The 16,844-nt window shown below is 63.5% G+C and carries 18 protein-coding genes; 2 read left to right on the top strand and 16 right to left on the bottom strand.

Annotated features, from left to right (window positions below):
• Position 1 precedes the first annotated feature (1 nt).
• Together ACF8E5_RS00735 and recR are read left to right on the top strand one after the other, a co-directional pair.
• Positions 2–337 carry a YbaB/EbfC family nucleoid-associated protein gene (locus tag ACF8E5_RS00735; RefSeq protein ID WP_023535908.1) on the top strand — a complete coding sequence of 112 codons (336 nt, stop codon included), beginning with the start codon at positions 2–4 and terminating at the stop codon, positions 335–337.
• 125 nt (positions 338–462) lie between these two features.
• Positions 463–1,065 carry a recombination mediator RecR gene (recR, locus tag ACF8E5_RS00730; protein ID WP_023535938.1) on the top strand — a complete coding sequence of 201 codons (603 nt, stop codon included), beginning with the start codon at positions 463–465 and terminating at the stop codon, positions 1,063–1,065.
• A 92-nt stretch (positions 1,066–1,157) separates the two neighbouring features.
• Here the strand turns inward: recR and ACF8E5_RS00725 are convergent, their stop codons facing one another.
• The 16 genes from ACF8E5_RS00725 to ccoN (ACF8E5_RS00650) form a co-directional block, all read right to left on the bottom strand.
• Positions 1,158–1,706, bottom strand: a complete 549-nt coding sequence (locus tag ACF8E5_RS00725; RefSeq protein WP_023535921.1) for an adenine phosphoribosyltransferase — start codon at positions 1,704–1,706, stop codon at positions 1,158–1,160.
• A 54-nt stretch (positions 1,707–1,760) separates the two neighbouring features.
• Positions 1,761–2,495 carry a Crp/Fnr family transcriptional regulator FnrA gene (fnrA, locus tag ACF8E5_RS00720; RefSeq protein ID WP_058604807.1) on the bottom strand — a complete coding sequence of 245 codons (735 nt, stop codon included), beginning with the start codon at positions 2,493–2,495 and terminating at the stop codon, positions 1,761–1,763.
• Positions 2,496–2,673: 178 nt separating this feature from the next.
• Positions 2,674–4,056 carry an oxygen-independent coproporphyrinogen III oxidase gene (hemN, locus tag ACF8E5_RS00715; RefSeq protein WP_058604808.1) on the bottom strand — a complete coding sequence of 461 codons (1,383 nt, stop codon included), beginning with the start codon at positions 4,054–4,056 and terminating at the stop codon, positions 2,674–2,676.
• A 175-nt stretch (positions 4,057–4,231) separates the two neighbouring features.
• Complete coding sequence (locus ACF8E5_RS00710; protein ID WP_392474755.1) at positions 4,232–4,915, bottom strand: sulfite exporter TauE/SafE family protein; 684 nt, start codon at positions 4,913–4,915, stop codon at positions 4,232–4,234.
• Entirely contained in the window at positions 4,908–5,120 is a 213-nt protein-coding gene (gene ccoS / locus ACF8E5_RS00705) for a cbb3-type cytochrome oxidase assembly protein CcoS (RefSeq protein ID WP_058604810.1), read from the bottom strand. Before ccoS ends, ACF8E5_RS00710 begins: the two co-directional genes overlap by 8 nt.
• Positions 5,102–7,573 carry a heavy metal translocating P-type ATPase gene (locus ACF8E5_RS00700; RefSeq protein WP_196186265.1) on the bottom strand — a complete coding sequence of 824 codons (2,472 nt, stop codon included), beginning with the start codon at positions 7,571–7,573 and terminating at the stop codon, positions 5,102–5,104. The genes ccoS and ACF8E5_RS00700 overlap by 19 nt, the downstream gene beginning before the upstream one ends.
• A gap of 37 nt (positions 7,574–7,610) precedes the next feature.
• Positions 7,611–8,135 (bottom strand): FixH family protein, encoded by a 525-nt coding sequence (locus ACF8E5_RS00695; protein ID WP_058604812.1) that lies wholly within the window; start codon positions 8,133–8,135, stop codon positions 7,611–7,613.
• Positions 8,136–8,149: 14 nt separating this feature from the next.
• Positions 8,150–9,565 (bottom strand): cytochrome c oxidase accessory protein CcoG, encoded by a 1,416-nt coding sequence (gene ccoG / locus ACF8E5_RS00690; protein ID WP_058638576.1) that lies wholly within the window; start codon positions 9,563–9,565, stop codon positions 8,150–8,152.
• Positions 9,566–10,022: 457 nt separating this feature from the next.
• Positions 10,023–11,003, bottom strand: coding sequence for a cytochrome-c oxidase, cbb3-type subunit III (ccoP, locus tag ACF8E5_RS00685; protein ID WP_058638567.1), 981 nt, complete (start codon positions 11,001–11,003; stop codon positions 10,023–10,025).
• Complete coding sequence (locus ACF8E5_RS00680) at positions 11,000–11,197, bottom strand: CcoQ/FixQ family Cbb3-type cytochrome c oxidase assembly chaperone (protein WP_058604841.1); 198 nt, start codon at positions 11,195–11,197, stop codon at positions 11,000–11,002. The genes ccoP (ACF8E5_RS00685) and ACF8E5_RS00680 overlap by 4 nt, the downstream gene beginning before the upstream one ends.
• Positions 11,198–11,202: 5 nt before the next feature.
• Complete coding sequence (gene ccoO / locus ACF8E5_RS00675; RefSeq protein ID WP_023535925.1) at positions 11,203–11,811, bottom strand: cytochrome-c oxidase, cbb3-type subunit II; 609 nt, start codon at positions 11,809–11,811, stop codon at positions 11,203–11,205.
• Complete coding sequence (gene ccoN, locus ACF8E5_RS00670; RefSeq protein ID WP_078478850.1) at positions 11,811–13,253, bottom strand: cytochrome-c oxidase, cbb3-type subunit I; 1,443 nt, start codon at positions 13,251–13,253, stop codon at positions 11,811–11,813. Before ccoN (ACF8E5_RS00670) ends, ccoO (ACF8E5_RS00675) begins: the two co-directional genes overlap by 1 nt.
• Positions 13,254–13,621: 368 nt before the next feature.
• Positions 13,622–14,563 carry a cytochrome-c oxidase, cbb3-type subunit III gene (gene ccoP, locus ACF8E5_RS00665; protein WP_058638570.1) on the bottom strand — a complete coding sequence of 314 codons (942 nt, stop codon included), beginning with the start codon at positions 14,561–14,563 and terminating at the stop codon, positions 13,622–13,624.
• Entirely contained in the window at positions 14,560–14,763 is a 204-nt protein-coding gene (locus tag ACF8E5_RS00660) for a cbb3-type cytochrome oxidase subunit 3 (RefSeq protein ID WP_392474754.1), read from the bottom strand. Before ACF8E5_RS00660 ends, ccoP (ACF8E5_RS00665) begins: the two co-directional genes overlap by 4 nt.
• A 5-nt stretch (positions 14,764–14,768) precedes the next feature.
• The gene (gene ccoO, locus ACF8E5_RS00655; RefSeq protein WP_058604818.1) at positions 14,769–15,377 is read right to left on the bottom strand and encodes a cytochrome-c oxidase, cbb3-type subunit II; all 609 of its coding nucleotides are present in this window, start codon (positions 15,375–15,377) and stop codon (positions 14,769–14,771) included.
• Between the two features lie 13 nt (positions 15,378–15,390).
• Positions 15,391–16,815, bottom strand: coding sequence for a cytochrome-c oxidase, cbb3-type subunit I (ccoN, locus tag ACF8E5_RS00650; RefSeq protein WP_058604819.1), 1,425 nt, complete (start codon positions 16,813–16,815; stop codon positions 15,391–15,393).
• Positions 16,816–16,844: the final 29 nt, after the last annotated feature.

Genomic DNA, 16,844 nt, shown 5'->3' with positions numbered 1-16,844 from the left:
CATGATGAAAGGTGGCATGGCCGGCCTGATGAAGCAGGCCCAGCAGATGCAGGAAAAGATGCAGAAAATGCAGGAAGAGCTGGCCAACGCAGAAGTCACCGGCCAGTCCGGCGGTGGTCTGGTCAGCGTGGTGATGACCGGCCGCCACGACGTCAAGCGCGTGAGCATCGACCAGAGCCTGATGTCGACCGAAGAAGACGACAAGGAAGTGCTTGAAGACCTGATCGCTGCAGCCCTGAACGATGCCGTGCGCAAGATCGAACAGAGCAGCCAGGAAAAGATGGGCGGCATGACCGCTGGCATGCAACTGCCGCCAGGCTTCAAGATGCCGTTCTGAGCATTTGCGTGCCGACGAACCGTCGCTGGTAACAGCGGCGGTTTTTTTATGGCCGCCGTGCCGATTTGACGCCACTCCCCATGGTGGGTATAAACCGCCTCTTAATGACTTGTCAGGCGTTTCCCATGAGCTTCAGTCCTCTCATCCGCCAGCTGATCGACGGCTTGCGCATTCTGCCCGGCGTTGGCCAGAAAACGGCACAGCGCATGGCCCTGCAATTGCTGGAGCGTGACCGCAGCGGGGGGCTGCGGCTCGCCCAGGCGCTGACCCAGGCCATGGAAGGGGTAGGACATTGCCGTCAATGCCGCACCCTGACCGAACAGGACCTCTGCCCCCAGTGTGCCGACCCACGGCGTGACGACACGCAACTGTGCGTGGTCGAAGGCCCGACGGATGTCTATGCCGTCGAGCAGGCTGGCTATCGCGGGCGTTATTTCGTGCTCAAGGGGCATCTGTCGCCGCTCGACGGACTGGGCCCGGAGGCGATCGGCATTCCCCAGTTGATGGCGCGCATCCAGGAGCAGGGCACCTTCACCGAAGTCATTCTTGCCACCAACCCCACGGTGGAAGGTGAAGCCACGGCGCACTACATTGCCCAGTTGCTGGCTGAAAAGGGTCTGGTCGCCTCGCGTATCGCCCATGGCGTGCCCTTGGGCGGCGAGCTGGAGCTGGTGGACGGCGGCACGCTGGCCCATGCCTTTGCAGGGCGTCGTCCTATTTCGCTCTGAGGCAGCGATCGGGTTCGACTGGCAGTGCCGTGACATAGGGGTTCCAGCGGCGAAGTTGATCCTGAACCCCATCGCCGCCCATCCGTCCCCCCTCAGCGCTCGCTGAGGGAAAACTCGGTCAGGCAGAAGGTCGGTACGCCCGCCGCCTGCAAGCGGCGCGAGCCGTCCAGTTCGGGGAGGTCGATGATGGCTGCCGCCTCGAACACCTGCGCACCCGTACGGCGCACCAGGTTGGCGGCGGCCAGGAGCGTACCGCCGGTGGCGATCAGGTCGTCGAAGATCAGTACCGAGTCGCCCTCGCACAGGCTGTCGGCGTGCACTTCCAGGAAGGCTTCGCCGTACTCGGTCTGGTACCCCTCGCTGAGCACGTCAGCGGGCAACTTGCCTTGCTTGCGGAACAGGATCAGGGGTTTGTTCAGCTGGTGGGCGATGATCGAACCGATCAGAAAACCACGCGCGTCCATGGCGCCGATGTGGCTGAACTCGGCCTCGACATAGCGCTCGATGAACTGATCGGCTACATAGCGCAGCCCGCGCGGCGACTGGAACAGTGGGGTGATGTCGCGGAAGATCACGCCCGGCTTGGGGAAGTCCACTACCGGACGGATCAGGGCTTTGAGGTCGAAGGCGTCGCTGTGCATTGTTGCAGGTATCCTGGGAAAACGAATGGCCCAGTATACCTGCTAATGCAGCCCTCAGGCCTCCATTGCCCCACCGGCCAGCGCGCAAAGCTGGATCGGGTCGAGGATATGCACTTCCTTGCCTTCGGCGCGCAGCAGGCCATTGTGCTGGAAGCGGGTGAACACGCGCGACACGGTTTCCACCGCCAGACCCAGGTAGTTGCCCATCTCGTTGCGCGACATGCTCAGGCGGAACTGGTTGGCCGAATAACCACGGGCGCGAAAGCGCGCCGACAGGTTGACCAGGAACGTCGCGATGCGCTCATCGGCGGTCTTCTTCGACAGCAGCAGCATCATCTGCTGATCGTCGCGAATTTCGCGGCTCATAACGCGCATCAGCTGGCGACGCAGCTGCGGCAACTGCACCGACAGCTCATCCAGGCGCTCGAACGGAATCTCGCAAACGGATGTGGTTTCCTGGGCCTGGGCCGACACCGGGTACGCCTCGGTGTCCATGCCGGACAGGCCCACCAGCTCGCTGGGCAGGTGGAAACCGGTGATCTGCTCTTCACCGCTGTCGCTCAGGCTGAACGTTTTCAGGGCGCCGGAGCGTACGGCATAGACCGAGCCAAAATTATCCCCCTGGCGGAACAGGAACTCGCCTTTCTTGAGAGGGCGACCTCGCTTGACGATTTCGTCCAGTGCGTCCATGTCTTCCAGGTTGAGTGAAAGGGGCAGGCACAGGGGGGCCAGGCTGCAATCCTTGCAATGGGCCTGGCTGTGTGGGCGCAGTTTGACTGGCTCGGACATTTGACTCGATCCTTGTGGGAAAGCACACATAAGTCGTAAGGGTAACCCACGACATAGGGTGTAGGCCAGTGGCCGCGACCAGCAGGATGACCTGTCAGACCCGCCAGCGCATTGCCCGATCGCCTGTGTGCCAAGAGCCACATGGCCGGAGCGTGGTGAGTGCGGCCAAATGTCTCGCTCAGATCACACGGGAGAACCGTTGGCGATTGTGCATGGCCAGGTAGGCATCGAAGACCATGCACACCGCGCGGGCCAGCAGTCGCCCAGCCGGCAGGATCCGAATGCCCTTGTCGTCCAGGCGAATCAGGCCGTCGCGCTGCAAGGTCAGAAGCTCCGGCCACAGGTCGTTGAAATAGCCACGAAAATCGACGGCGAATGCTTGTTCGATCGGCTCGAAGTCCAGCTCGAAGTGGCAGATCAGCTGCTGGATGACCGCCCGGCGCAGGCGGTCGTCGGGGGTGCACAGCAGGCCACGCTGGGTGGCGAGCTGGGCGTTGGACAGGCTGTCCTGGTAGGTGGCCAGGTCGCTGCTGTTCTGGCAGTACAAATCGCCGATCTGGCTGATCGCCGACACGCCCAGGCCGATCAGGTCGCAGTGCCCATGGGTGGTGTAGCCCTGGAAGTTACGCTGGAGCGTGCCTTCCTCCTGGGCGACGGCCAGTTCGTCATCGGGCAGGGCGAAGTGGTCCATGCCGATGTAGCGGTAGCCGGCAGCGGTCAGTTGCTCGATGGTGGCGTGCAGCATGTCCAGCTTGGCCGCTGCACTGGGCAGCTCCCCGGCTTCGATGCGCCGTTGCGGCATGAACCGTTCAGGCAGGTGGGCGTAGTTGAAGACCGACAGGCGATCGGGCTGCAGGCGGATCACTTCCTCAACGGTGCGGGCGAACCCTTCGGGCGTCTGGCGCGGCAGTCCGTAGATCAGGTCCAGGTTCACCGAGCGGAACTGCAGGGTGCGAGCCGCCTCGATCAAGGTCCGCGTCTGCTCCAGGCTCTGCAGGCGGTTGACGGCGCGTTGCACGGCCGGGTCCAGGTCCTGCACGCCGAGGCTGACGCGATTGAAGCCCAGCTCACGCAGCAGGCCCATGGTCGACCAGTCCGCCTCGCGCGGGTCGATTTCGATGCCATAGTCGCCGGAATCGTCATCGAGCAGGCTGAAGTGCTGGCGCAGCGTGGCCATCAGTTGACGCAGCTCTACGTGGCTCAGGAAGGTTGGGGTGCCGCCGCCAAAGTGCAGCTGCTCCACACGTTGCCTGCTGTCCATGTGGCAAGCCACCAGCTGGATTTCCTGTTCCAGGCGTTGCAGGTAGGGGGCAGCGCGTGCCCGGTCCTTGGTGATGACCTTGTTGCATGCGCAGTAGTAGCAGATGTTGGCGCAGAACGGCACATGCACGTACAGCGACAACGGGCGCACGGCCCGCCGGCTTTCGCGCAGGGCGTGCAGCAGGTCGAACGAGCCCACTTCGCTGTGCAGTTGCACGGCGGTTGGGTAGGAGGTGTAGCGTGGGCCGGCCAGATCGTAGCGGCGGATCAGGTCGGTGTCCCAACGTAGGTCGTCGAGCATGAGGGCGGTCCCCGGAAAGAGCAGCAATGTTCCGGAGTCTAGGGATGTCTGTAGGAATCTGTGTTGATTTGTATCAAGCGCTAAACGGCCTGAGGGCGCTGCGTCTAGCTCAGGCGATGCGCGGTCGTCACGGCTGGTTAGTGGCCATAAGCCATGTGCTGCGCCACCTGGCGCTTCAGTGGCCCATCAGCCAGTATTGATGAGGCCCGGGCAGTGTCCACAGGCCGAATAGCACCACGAGCATGCCACCGGCCACCCGCACGCTGCGTCGTCTCAACACCCTGTTTACCCGCCCGGCCGCCAACCCTGTGACCAGCAGCACGGGCCAGGTCCCCAGCCCGAATGCCGCCATCAGGGCTGCGCTGTGCAAGGCGTTCCCCTGGCTCGCAGCCCACAACAAGGTGCTGTACACCAACCCGCACGGCAGCCACCCCCAAAAGGCACCCAGCAGCAATGCACGAGGCAGGCTAGAAACCGGAAGCAGGCGCGACGCCACCGGCTGGATGTGCCGCCACAGCCCGCGACCCATGGCCTCGATGCGGGTCAGTCCGCTCCACCAACCGGCCAGGTACAGGCCCATGGCGATCAGCAGCAAGGCGGCCATGGTGCGCAAAACCAGCACTGCAGGGCTGTTGGCCACCGCCCAGCCCGCCACACCGAGCATCAGGCCCGCGACGGTATAGCTGAGCACACGCCCGACGTTGTAAGCCACCAGCAGCCGCAGGCGACGGCCGCGCTGGGCTGGGGGAATGGCCAGGGTCAGGGCGCCCATCAGGCCGCCGCACATGCCCAGGCAGTGACCCCCTCCGAGCAGGCCGAGAACCAGCGCCGAGCCCAGCAAGGGCAGCAGGTCAGCCACGCGTCGGGGGCTCGGGATGGGAATCAGGCGTTTGGTCGGGCGTGACGGCGGCCTGGTGACGGGGATCCTGATCGTCGAAGAGGATGCTGTGAGCGGGGCTTTCGAGGTCGTCGTACTGACCGCTGTCCACCGCCCAGAAGAAGATGTAGACGGCCACGCCGACCAGCAGCAGCGCTGCGGGGATCATCACATAGAGGGCGGGCATGGCAGGTTCCTCGCAGGGGTAGGTGCTGACGCGGCCAGGGCAGGCGCAGCAGCAGGCATACGGGTCAGGCGTAGGGCATTGAGCACCACCACCAGTGAACTGACCGACATGCCGACCGCTGCCCACACCGGGGTGATCCAGCCAAGGGCCGCGAACGGCAGCATGAGGCCATTGTACAGGCTGGCCCACAGCAGGTTCTCGATGATGATGCGCCGAGTGCGCCGCGCCAGCGAGACCGTCTGCACCAGCGCCTGGAGCCGGTTGGAAAGCAGCACCGCGTCGGCGCAGGTCTTGGCCAGGTCAGTGGCACTGCCCATGGCGATGCTGATGTCTGCCGCTGCCAGCACCGGCACGTCATTGACCCCGTCCCCCAGCATCAGCACCTTGTGCCCGGCCTGTTGCAGGGCCTTGAGCCGCGCCAGTTTGTCATCGGGCCTGAGGCCGCCAGCGGCCTCGTCGATGCCCAGTTGCGCGGCCACCTCGCCGACCATCGGCGAGCTGTCTCCGGACAACAGCACCGTACGCCAGCCAAAGGCCTTGCAGGCGGCGAGCAGGGCAGGGGCGTCTTCGCGCAGGCGATCGTCCAGCCCGAACCAGGCCAGCGGGCCGCGGCGGTCGCCCAGCAGCAGCCACTGCCCCCGTGGCTCGGGTATCGCCGGCGGCGGTGTGCCGCTCAAAGCGCAGACGAAGCTCGCCTGGCCTATGCGCAGGCGTTGGCCTTCAACCTCGCCCTCAAGGCCCAGACCGGGCACGGCCAGCACAGCATCGGCCGGCGTGGCCACTTGGCCGAAGGCCCGTGCGATGGGATGCTCGGAGCGGTGTTCCAGGGCTGCGGCCCAGGCCAGGCAGGTGTCGGCCGTCGCACGGCCCAGCGGCCTGATGCTGCGCAAGGTCAGGCGCCCCTCGGTCAACGTGCCAGTCTTGTCGAAAATCACCGTGTCGATCTGGTTCAGGCCCTCCAGCACATGACCGCGTGTGACCAGCAGGCCCAGCTTGTGCAACGTGCCTGTCGCCGCCGTCAGCGCGGTCGGGGTGGCCAGCGACAGCGCGCAGGGGCAGGTCGCGACCAGCATGGCCAGCACGATCCAGAACGCCCGCTGCGGCTCCACTTGCCACCACCACACGCCAATCGCGACGGCCGCCAGCAGTGAACACAACAGGAACACCTGGGAGGCGCGGTCGGCGATCTGGGCCAGGCGCGGCTTTTCGGTCTGGGCGCGTTCCAGCAAGCGCACGATGGCGGACAACCGCGAATCCTGGCCCAGGGCTTGCACCTGCACATGCAGGGCACTTTCCACGTTCAGCGTGCCACCTGTGACCTGATCACCCACCTGGCGAGGTTGAGGCAGGTATTCGCCGGTCAGCAGCGATTCATCGACACTCGAGCGCCCTTGCACGATGCGCCCGTCAGCCGGGATCACCGACCCTGGCAACACCTGCACGCTGTCCCCGCAGCGCAGTTCACTGAGCAGGATGCGCTCGCTGCGGCCCTGGGCGTCGACACGCAGGCAGGATGCCGGCAACAGGTTGACCAGCTGCGCCGTCGCGGCGGCCGTGCGTTCGCGGGCGCGCCGTTCCAGGTAGCGTCCGGTCAGGAGAAACAGGGCGAACATGCCGACCGTGTCGAAATACAGCTCGCCGCTGCCGGTCACCGCTGTCCAGATCCCGGCACCGAACGCCAGGGCAATGGCCAGCGAGACGGACAGGTCCATGGTCAGGTGGCGGGTGCGCAGATCACGCGCCGCGCCCTTGAAAAAGGGCGCGCAGCTGTAGAAAACGATGGGAATGGTGAGGAACAAGGCCACCCAGCGCAGGATGGTGTGCAGCTCGGCGGACAGGTCCATGTTGAATTCCGGCCACGTGGCCATGGTTGCCATCATCGCCTGGAACCACAGCAACCCGGCCACCCCCAGCCTGCGCAACGCGCTGCGGTTTTCCCGGCTCAATTGCTCGGCCGCCTGGTCCGGCTGATAGGGGTGGGCGGCGTAGCCAATCCGGCGCAGCGCCGCCAGCACCTGCGACAGCGGCAATTGCCGATCGTCCCAGCTCAGCAGCAGCCGATGATTGGACAGGTTCAGGCGCGCTTCGGCCACCCCCGGCAGGTTGCGCAGGTGCTTGTCGATCAGCCAGCCGCAGGCCGCGCAACTGACGCCTTCGACCAACAGCGTGGCTTCGGCCAGCTCGCCCTCGTGCCGTACGAATCGCTGCTGCACATCGCTGCGGTCGTATAGCGCCAACTCGTCTTGCAACTGCCGAGGCAGGGCTTGCGGGTTGGCGCTGTTGTCGCTGCGGTGCTGGTAGTAGTGCTCAAGGCCCCCCGCCACGATCGACTCGGCCACCGCCTGGCAGCCGGGGCAGCAGAAGGCCCGGGGCTGCCCGAGAACCACGGCGGTGAACGCGCGACCGGCGGGGACGGGCAGAGCGCAGTGGTAGCAGGGGCTGGGTTGGGTCATCGCATCATTGCCTTGCACAGGTCGACCGCGAGCACGATCACAGGTGTTGAGCGCCTTGCAGCGCCTCGTCACCCAGCTCTAGGGTCACGCCATGCTCAACCTTCTCTTCTTCGAACAGGCGCCACACCTGATCGCCTTCGCTGCCCAGCAGCTCGACGAAGCGGCGGCCATCGACCTTGTCTTCCAGCTGGCCGACATAGCGCCCCTGTTCGACACGGCTGAGCAGCACCCGGCGGTCCATGGCCGGTTGGGTGGGGGAGATGAGGTTCAGCTCAAGCTTCTGCGGGTCGCTGCTGCCGGTCAGGCGCACGTCTACTTCACCGGTCAGGTCGTCCAGGTGAACGCTGGCCTTGAGCGCCAGTTGCTGGGCCAGCAGCTCCCTGTCCAGGGAGCGGTTGATGCCCTTGCCGGCCTCGTAGTAGTTGTCGTTCACCAGGTTGTCCGGGTTGCGCACGGCGATGCTGACCATGGTCAGGCTCAGGCACACCGAGGTGGTCAGGATGCCGATGATGATCCAGGGCCAGAGGTGCTTGTACCAGGGGCTGGCGGCGGTGGCAGGCATGGTGTTCATCCTTCTTAGCGAATCTGCGGGCCGATGAAACGGCTCTTGGCTTCAACCTGGGCGTCGCTGTCATCGGCGCTCTTGAGGATGAAGGTGATTTCGTTGGTGGTCGAGGGCAGTTTTTCCGGGGCCACCGACAGTTGCACGGGCAGGCTGACGATGTCGCCAGCGGCCACGCGGATTTCCCGTAAGCCATCAAGCATCAAGTCGGGCAGGCCGGTGGCATCGAGCACGTAGACGTGGTCGCGCTGGTCCTTGTTCATGACCTTGAGGCTATACACGTTTTCGATGCGCCCCTGCGCATTCTCCCGGTACAGGACGCGGTCCTTGCTCACGTCCAGGCCTACCAGCGAACGGGTGGCAAAGGCGCTGGCCAGGGCGATGATCATGACCAGCAGCACCACGGCATAGCCGATCAGGCGAGGGCGCAGCAGGTGGGTCTTCTGTCCGGACAGGTTGTGCTCGGTGGTATAGCTGATCAGCCCTTTGGGGTAGTGCATCTTGTCCATGATGCTGTCGCAGGCGTCGATGCACGCGGCGCAGCCGATGCACTCGATCTGCAGGCCATCGCGGATGTCGATGCCCGTGGGGCATACCTGCACGCACAGGGTGCAGTCGACGCAATCGCCCAGGCCCTTAGCCTTGTAGTCCACGTCTTTTTTGCGCGGCCCGCGGGTCTCGCCACGGCGCGGGTCGTAGGACACGATCAGCGTGTCCTTGTCGAACATCACGCTCTGGAAGCGCGCGTAGGGGCACATGTACACGCACACCTGCTCACGCAGCCAGCCGGCGTTGCCATAGGTGGCCAGGGTGAAGAAACCGACCCAGAAGTAAGCCCAGCCGTCTGCCTGGCCCGTGAAGAACTCGACCACCAGTTCGCGGATGGGGGCGAAATAGCCGACGAAGGTCATGCCGGTGACGAAGCCGATCAGCAGCCACAGGCTGTGCTTGGCGAACTTGCGGGCGAACTTGTTGGCGCTCATGGGCGCTTTGTCCAGCTTCATTCGCTGGTTGCGATCACCTTCGGTGACCTTCTCGCACCACATGTAGATCCACGTCCACACGCTCTGCGGGCAGGTATAGCCGCACCAGACCCGGCCTGCGAACACGGTGATGAAGAACAGGCCGAAGGCCGCCACGATCAGAATGCCCGACAGCAGGATGAAGTCCTGGGGCCAGATGGTTGCGCCGAAAATGTAGAATTTGCGTTCCGGCAGGTTCCACCACACCGCCTGATGCCCGCCCCAGTTCAGCCAGACGGTACCGAAGTACAGCAAGAACAAGACCGCACCACCCACCATGCGCAGGCGTCTGAACAGGCCGGTGAAGGCACGGGTGTAGATTTTTTCGCGCGAGGCGTAGAGGTCAACGGAATCCTTTCCTGTGCTGGCAGGCGGGGTTACATCATGTACCGGAATATGCTTGCTCATCATCATGTCCCACGGCAGTGGAGAAATGCCGCGGCCAGTGCATGCCGGCCGCAGTCTCGCGCAATCTGCTAGGCCCTGTGTGAAAAGCCTTGATACTCGGTGATGCTGCGTTGAAAACAGCCTCGGAATGCTCATTTACAACCCGTAAACTCCGCTTCCTCGGCTGTTTTCGCCTTGCCTGACCTTCGTCTCAAGACTCTTCACACAGAGCCTAGCGCTGCGCGGCCATGATACGCCCCTGGCAGACGTTCAGACCGAGGTGCGACCTTTGGCCGCATTGGGTTGATCTTGTGAAACGTGATATGGGAAGTGTCAATTGATCCAGGTCAGGCGGTGACGCATTTGTTGCCCACCTGTTGAACAATCCGGTTGCGCAGAGGGTCAGCGCAACCGGGTCACGAACCCGGTTGCTGAGTTCACGCCTCGCCTGGCTGCCAGCTGCCCATCCAAAATCCCCTCACTCGCTTTTATCGCCTGCCTCTGGCGTGTGCGACAGGCTGTACACGTAAGCGGCCAGCAGATGCACCCGGTCGTTGCCCTGCAACTGCGCCTGCGCCGGCATCTGCCCCTGGCGGCCGTAGCGGATGGTCTGCTGCAACTGGGCAAAGCTCGACCCGTAGATGAACGCCTGCGGGTGCGTCAGGTTCGGTGCGCCCATGGCTGGGGTGCCCTTGCCTTCCGGCCCGTGGCAGGCCACGCAGCTGCTGGCGAAGATCGCCTTGCCCTTGGCTGGGTCGGCATTGATGCCCTCCGGCAGGCGGCGACCGTCCATGTTGGTGAGCACGAAGGCGGCCACATCGGCCACGCCCTGTTCGCCCAGCACCTCGGCCCACGCCGGCATGACCCCGTGGCGCCCGTTCATGATCGAGGCCTTGATGGTTTCCGGCTCGCCGCCCCAGCGCCAGTCATTGTCGGTCAGATTGGGAAAACCATAGGCACCCTTGGCATCGGAGCCGTGGCAGACCGAGCAGTTGGAGGCGAACAGGCGACCGCCCATCTTCAGGGCCTGCGGGTCCTTGGCCACCTCTTCGATGGGCATGGCTGCGAACTTGGCGAAGATCGGCCCGAACCGGGCGTCGGCCTTGGCCATTTCCTTCTCCCATTCGTGCACACCGCTCCAGCCGGCCTGACCGTCCGAGAACTCGGCCTGCTTGTCGTTATCCAGGTACGCATAGCCGGGCAGGATGCCTTTCCAGTTGCCCAGGCCCGGGTACAAGGCCAGGTAGCCCAGGGCGAAGAAGAGAGTGCCGACGAACAGCCAGAACCACCACTTGGGCAGCGGGTTGTCGTACTCCTCGATGCCGTCGAACGCATGGCCTACGGTCTCGCTGGTGGTTTCCTCGCGCTGGCCCTTGCGGGTGGACAGCAGCAGCCAGGTCAGGGCGAAGATGGTGCCCAGGGTCAGAACGGTGACGTACACACTCCAGAACGTTGTCATGGTTTCTTGCTCCTGGATGCCTTTTCTTGTGCGTGCTCGACGTGTTGGCGGGCCTGGGGGTCATCGGCAAAGGGGAGTTGGGTCGCTTCGTCGAAATCTTTCTTGCGTCTCGGGCTGAACACCCACAGGGCCAGGCCGATGAAGGCCACCAGCACTACCACGGTGCCCAGGCCGCGAATCATTCCAATATCCATCGCCGTCACCGTTTGCTCTTGATGAGGGTGCCAAGGCCTTGCAGGTACGCCACCAGGGCGTCCATTTCGGTCTTGCCCTTGACCGCATCCCGGGCGCCGGCGATGTCGGCATCGGTGTAGGGCACCCCGAGCGTGCGCAGCACCTGGAGCTTGCGCGCCGTGTCCTTGCCATCGAGGGTGTTTTCCACCAGCCACGGGTAGGCCGGCATCTTCGACTCCGGCACCACGTTGCGCGGGTTGTACAGGTGGGCGCGGTGCCAGTCATCGGAGTAGCGCCCACCGACCCGGGCCAAGTCCGGGCCGGTGCGCTTCGAGCCCCACAGGAACGGGTGGTCCCAGACGCTTTCGCCGGCGACCGAGTAATGGCCGTAGCGCTCGGTTTCTGCCCGGAACGGGCGGATCATCTGTGAATGACAACCCACGCACCCTTCGCGGATGTAGATGTCCCGGCCTTCGAGCTCCAGTGCGGTGCGCGGCTTCATGCCTTCGACCGGCTGGTTGGTCACGTCCTGGAAGAACAAGGGGACGATCTGGGTGAGCCCGCCAATGCTGACGGCGATCACCATGAAGAAGGCCAGCAGGCCGATGTTCTTCTCTACGGCTTCGTGCTTCATCAGTGCGCTCCCACGACAGCGATCTTGGCGGCTTCTTCAGCCTGAATCGGGTTGGCCGCGCGCACGGTGCGCCACACGTTGTAGGCCATCAGCAGCATGCCGCTGGCGAAGAACGCGCCGCCCAGCGCGCGAACGATGTAGCCCGGATGGCTGGCCTGCAGGGCTTCGACGAACGAGTAGGTGAGGGTGCCGTCGTCGTTGATGGCGCGCCACATCAGCCCCTGGGTAATGCCATTGACCCACATCGAGGCGATGTACAACACGGTGCCGATGGTCGCCAGCCAGAAGTGAGCATTGATCAGGCCGATGCTGTGCATCTGCTCACGCCCGTACAGGCGCGGGATCATGTGGTACACGGCGCCGATGGAGATCATCGCGACCCAGCCCAAGGCCCCGGCATGCACATGGCCGATGGTCCAGTCGGTGTAGTGCGACAGCGAGTTCACGGTCTTGATGGCCATCATCGGGCCTTCGAAGGTGGACATGCCGTAGAAGGCCAGTGACACCACCAGAAAGCGCAGGATCGGGTCGGTGCGCAGTTTGTGCCAGGCTCCGGAGAGGGTCATCATGCCGTTGATCATGCCGCCCCAGCTTGGGGCCAGCAGGATGATCGACATCACCATGCCCAGCGACTGCGCCCAGTCCGGCAGGGCGGTGTAGTGCAAGTGGTGCGGGCCTGCCCAGATGTACAGGGTGATCAGCGCCCAGAAATGCACGATGGACAGGCGGTACGAATAGATCGGCCGCTCGGCCTGCTTGGGTACGAAGTAGTACATCATGCCCAGAAAGCCCGTGGTCAGGAAGAAGCCGACGGCATTGTGGCCGTACCACCACTGGATCATGGCATCGGTCGCGCCCGAATAGGCCGAATACGACTTGAACAGGCTGACCGGCAACGAGATGTGGTTGACGATGTGCAGCATCGCGGTGACCACGATGAACGCCCCATAGAACCAGTTGCCGACATAGATGTGCTTGGTCTTGCGCTTGACGATGGTGCCGAAGAACACCGCGCCGTAGGCCACCCAGACAACGGTCAGCAGGATCGCCAGCGGCCATTCCAGTTCGGCGTATTCCTTGGTGGTGGTGTAGCCCATGGGCAGCGTGACCAAGGCCCCGGCGATCACGGCCTGCCAACCCCAGAAGGTGAAGGCCGCCAGGCGATCGGAGATCAGCCTGGCCTGGCAGGTGCGCTGCACCACGTAGTAGCTGGTGCCGAACAATGCACAACCGCCGAAGGCGAAGATCACCAGGTTGGTGTGCAGCGGGCGCAGGCGGCCGAAGCTGGTCCAGGGCAAGTCCAGGTTGAGCTGCGGCCACACGAGCTGCGAGGCGATGAAGACGCCCAGGCCCATGCCGATGATCCCCCACACCACCGTCATGATGGCGAACTGGCGGACGACCTTGTAGTTATAAGCAGTCGAACTGATTGCAGTGCTCATTCTAAGGTTCCACGGTTTTATGTTCTTGTTGGTCGAAATCGGCATCAGTATCGGAAACCCCCTGGGTTACCGCAACGCAACTTTGGTACGCCGACCCGTGTCCAGCCCTGTTCGACAATGGCACGCAGTGAACGGGGGATGCCATGGATTGTACACAAATAAATATTTGTAATGTGTACCGTTTCTCGGTTTTTTCTGATCGAACGGTCAGGCTTTTTTGGGCGCCCCCAAAGTTGGCGACAGGGCACCGGGAGGGCGTGTCTTGAGTGAAGTGGGGTGTCGCAAACCGGCTGAGGTGCTAGAGGCGCACAAATGAAAAGCGCCGCTAAAGCGGCGCTGTAGGGCGGGGCTGGAAGACGAAGAGCGCGTTACTTGACCGTTACGCCTTGGGCTGCATCGCCCTGCGAGAGGCTGTAGACGTAGGCCGCCAGCAGGTGCACCTTGTCATTGCCCTGGATCTCGGCTTGCGCAGGCATCTGGCCCTGGCGACCATAACGAATGGTCTGTTGCAGCTGGGCGAAGCTCGATCCATAGATGAAGGCCTGCGGGTGGGTCAGGTCCGGCGCACCCATGGCAGGGGTGCCCTTGCCCTCAGGTCCGTGGCAGGCCACGCAGTTGCTCGCGAACAGCTCCTTGCCCTTGACCGGGTCGGCCTTGACGCCTTCGGGAAGCTTGCGCCCATCGAGGTTGGTCAGCACGAACGCTGCCACATCCGATACGCCCTGTTCACCGATCACCTCGGCCCAGGCCGGCATCACGCCGTGACGGCCGTTCATGATCGACGCCTTGATCGTTTCAGGCTCACCGCCCCAGCGCCAGTCGTTGTCGGTCAGGTTGGGAAAGCCATAGGCGCCCTTGGCATCGGACCCGTGGCAAACCGAGCAGTTGGAGGCGAACAGGCGGCTGCCCATCTTCAATGCCTGCGGATCCTTGGCCACTTCTTCCACGGGCATGGCGGCGTACTTGGCGAAGATCGGGCCGAATTTGGCGTCAGCCTTGTCCATCTCCTTCTGCCATTCGTTGACACCGGTCCAGCCATCCTCGTAGCCCGGCAGGATGCCTTTCCAGTTGCCAAGGCCCGGATACAGCACAAGGTAGCCTGCGCTGAAGACCAGGGTGCCGACGAACAACCAGAACCACCACTTGGGCAGCGGATTGTCGTATTCCTCGATGCCATCGAAGCTGTGCCCCATGGTCTGGTCGGTCGTGCTGTTGCTCTGGCCCTTGCGGGTGCCGAGCAACAGCCAGGTCAGGCCGATCAGGCTGCCGATGGTCAGTACGCTGATGTAGGTACTCCAGAAGGCGGTCATTGTGCTTTGCTCCTCGCAGCTGCTCGGGTTTCAGGTGCCTGCTCGACAGAAGGCAGGCGGTCGTCGACGAAGGGCAGCAGGCGCGCTTCGGCGAAGTCCAGGTCGCGGCGCCGGTTGAATACCCACAGGCTCAAGCCGATGAAGGCGATCAACACCACCAGGGTGCCCAGGCCGCGGATCATGCCGATGTCCATTTCCATCGCATTCACCTCTTGTTCTTGATCGAGGTGCCCAGCACCTGCAGGTAGGCAACCAGAGCATCCATCTCGGTCTTGTTCTTGACCGCCTCGCGCGCGCCGGCAATGTCTTCGTCGGTGTAGGGCACGCCCAGGGTGCGCAGCACGCGCATCTTGGTGTCGGTGTGGCTGTTGTCGACCTGGTCGGCCACCAGCCACGGATACGATGGCATCTTCGACTCCGGTACCACGTTGCGCGGGTTGTACAGGTGCGCCCGGTGCCAGTCGTCCGAGTAGCGCCCGCCGACCCGCGCCAGGTCTGGCCCGGTGCGCTTGGAGCCCCACAGGAACGGGTGGTCCCACACGCTTTCACCGGCAACCGAATAATGACCGTAGCGCTCGGTCTCGGCGCGGAACGGGCGGATCATCTGCGAGTGGCAGCCCACGCAGCCTTCGCGAATGTAGATGTCACGGCCTTCGAGTTGCAGCGCGGTGTAGGGCTTCATGCCCTCGACCGGCGTATTGGCTACGTCCTGGAAGAACAATGGGACGATCTGGGTAAGGCCGCCGATGCTGACGGCGAAGACCATCAGCAAGGCCAGCAGGCCGACGTTTTTCTCGATGACTTCATGTTTCATCAGGCAGGTCTCCTCAAGCCAGCTGGGCGTTCGCAGGGACGGTATCCAGCGCTGGCGAACGCACCGTGCGCCAGGTGTTCCAGGCCATCAGGAACATGCCGCTGAGGAAGATCGCGCCACCGACGAAGCGCACGACGAAGCCTGGATGGCTGGCCACCAGGGTTTCGACGAACGAGTAGGTGAGCGTGCCGTCGCTGTTGACAGCGCGCCACATCAGGCCCTGGGCGATGCCGTTGACCCACATCGAAGCGATGTAGAGCACGGTGCCGATGGTGGCCAGCCAGAAGTGCGCGTTGATCAGCCCGATGCTGTACATGCGTTCTTTGCCGAAGACCTTGGGGATGGTGTGGTACAGGGCGCCGATGGAAATCATCGCTACCCAGCCCAGGGCGCCGGCATGCACGTGGCCGATGGTCCAGTCGGTATAGTGGGACAAGGCGTTGACAGTCTTGATGGCCATCATCGGGCCTTCGAAGGTGGACATGCCGTAGAAGGCCAGGGAGACCACCAGGAAGCGCAGAATGGGGTCGCTGCGCAGTTTGTGCCAGGCGCCGGACAGGGTCATCATGCCGTTGATCATGCCGCCCCAGCTTGGGGCCAGCAGCACCAGCGACATCACCATGCCCAGCGATTGAGCCCAATCAGGCAGGGCGGTGTAGTGCAGGTGGTGAGGGCCTGCCCAGATGTACAGGGTGATCAGCGCCCAGAAGTGCACGATCGACAGGCGATAGGAGTACACCGGGCGTTCGGCTTGTTTGGGCACGTAGTAGTACATCATGCCCAGGAAGCCTGCAGTCAGGAAGAAGCCCACGGCGTTGTGGCCGTACCACCACTGCACCATGGCATCGGTGGCCCCGGCGTAGACCGAGTAGGACTTGGTCAGGCTGACAGGCAGCTCCAGGTTGTTGACGATGTGCAGCATCGCCACGGTCAGGATGAAACCGCCGAAGAACCAGTTGCCCACATAGATGTGCTTGGTGTTGCGTTTCATCAGGGTGCCGAAGAACACCACGGCATACGCCACCCACACGATGGTGATCAGGATATCGATCGGCCATTCCAGTTCGGCGTATTCCTTGGAGCTGGTGTAACCCAGCGGCAGGCTGATGGCAGCCAGCAGAATCACCAGTTGCCAGCCCCAGAAGGTGAACGCGGCCAGGCGTGGCGCGAACAGGGTGGTCTGGCAGGTGCGTTGCACCGAATAATAGGAGGTGGCGAACAGCGCACAGCCGCCAAACGCGAAAATCACCGCATTGGTATGCAGTGGGCGCAGGCGGCCGAAGCTGGTCCAGGGGAGATCGAGGTTCAGGAAAGGCCAGGCAAGCTGGGCGGCGATGAAGACGCCGAGCCCCATCCCGACGATTCCCCACACCACCGTCATGATGGCGAATTGGCGGACCACCTTGTAGTTATAGGCGGTACTGCTGGTTGTGTTCATGTATGGGTTCCCATCCACGGTTATTGGCA

Origin of the sequence: Pseudomonas sp. WSY_20, assembly GCF_043104335.1 — a bacterium.
GTDB classification, from domain to species: Bacteria; Pseudomonadota; Gammaproteobacteria; order Pseudomonadales; family Pseudomonadaceae; genus Aquipseudomonas; species Aquipseudomonas parafulva_B.
Note: the sequence above shows the minus strand (reverse complement) of the source record. Positions and strands in the feature narration are given on the sequence as shown.

Coding starts and splice junctions, on each gene's coding strand:
- ACF8E5_RS00735 (WP_023535908.1), top strand. CDS start 2: ATGATGAAAGGTGGCATGGCCGGCCTGATGAAGCAGGCCCAGCAGATG.
- recR (WP_023535938.1), top strand. CDS start 463: ATGAGCTTCAGTCCTCTCATCCGCCAGCTGATCGACGGCTTGCGCATT.
- ACF8E5_RS00725 (WP_023535921.1), bottom strand. CDS start 1,706: ATGCACAGCGACGCCTTCGACCTCAAAGCCCTGATCCGTCCGGTAGTG.
- fnrA (WP_058604807.1), bottom strand. CDS start 2,495: ATGTCCGAGCCAGTCAAACTGCGCCCACACAGCCAGGCCCATTGCAAG.
- hemN (WP_058604808.1), bottom strand. CDS start 4,056: ATGCTCGACGACCTACGTTGGGACACCGACCTGATCCGCCGCTACGAT.
- ccoS (WP_058604810.1), bottom strand. CDS start 5,120: ATGCCCGCCCTCTATGTGATGATCCCCGCAGCGCTGCTGCTGGTCGGC.
- ACF8E5_RS00700 (WP_196186265.1), bottom strand. CDS start 7,573: ATGACCCAACCCAGCCCCTGCTACCACTGCGCTCTGCCCGTCCCCGCC.
- ACF8E5_RS00695 (WP_058604812.1), bottom strand. CDS start 8,135: ATGCCTGCCACCGCCGCCAGCCCCTGGTACAAGCACCTCTGGCCCTGG.
- ccoG (WP_058638576.1), bottom strand. CDS start 9,565: ATGAGCAAGCATATTCCGGTACATGATGTAACCCCGCCTGCCAGCACA.
- ccoP (WP_058638567.1), bottom strand. CDS start 11,003: ATGACAACGTTCTGGAGTGTGTACGTCACCGTTCTGACCCTGGGCACC.
- ACF8E5_RS00680 (WP_058604841.1), bottom strand. CDS start 11,197: ATGGATATTGGAATGATTCGCGGCCTGGGCACCGTGGTAGTGCTGGTG.
- ccoO (WP_023535925.1), bottom strand. CDS start 11,811: ATGAAGCACGAAGCCGTAGAGAAGAACATCGGCCTGCTGGCCTTCTTC.
- ccoN (WP_078478850.1), bottom strand. CDS start 13,253: ATGAGCACTGCAATCAGTTCGACTGCTTATAACTACAAGGTCGTCCGC.
- ccoP (WP_058638570.1), bottom strand. CDS start 14,563: ATGACCGCCTTCTGGAGTACCTACATCAGCGTACTGACCATCGGCAGC.
- ACF8E5_RS00660 (WP_392474754.1), bottom strand. CDS start 14,763: ATGGAAATGGACATCGGCATGATCCGCGGCCTGGGCACCCTGGTGGTG.
- ccoO (WP_058604818.1), bottom strand. CDS start 15,377: ATGAAACATGAAGTCATCGAGAAAAACGTCGGCCTGCTGGCCTTGCTG.
- ccoN (WP_058604819.1), bottom strand. CDS start 16,815: ATGAACACAACCAGCAGTACCGCCTATAACTACAAGGTGGTCCGCCAA.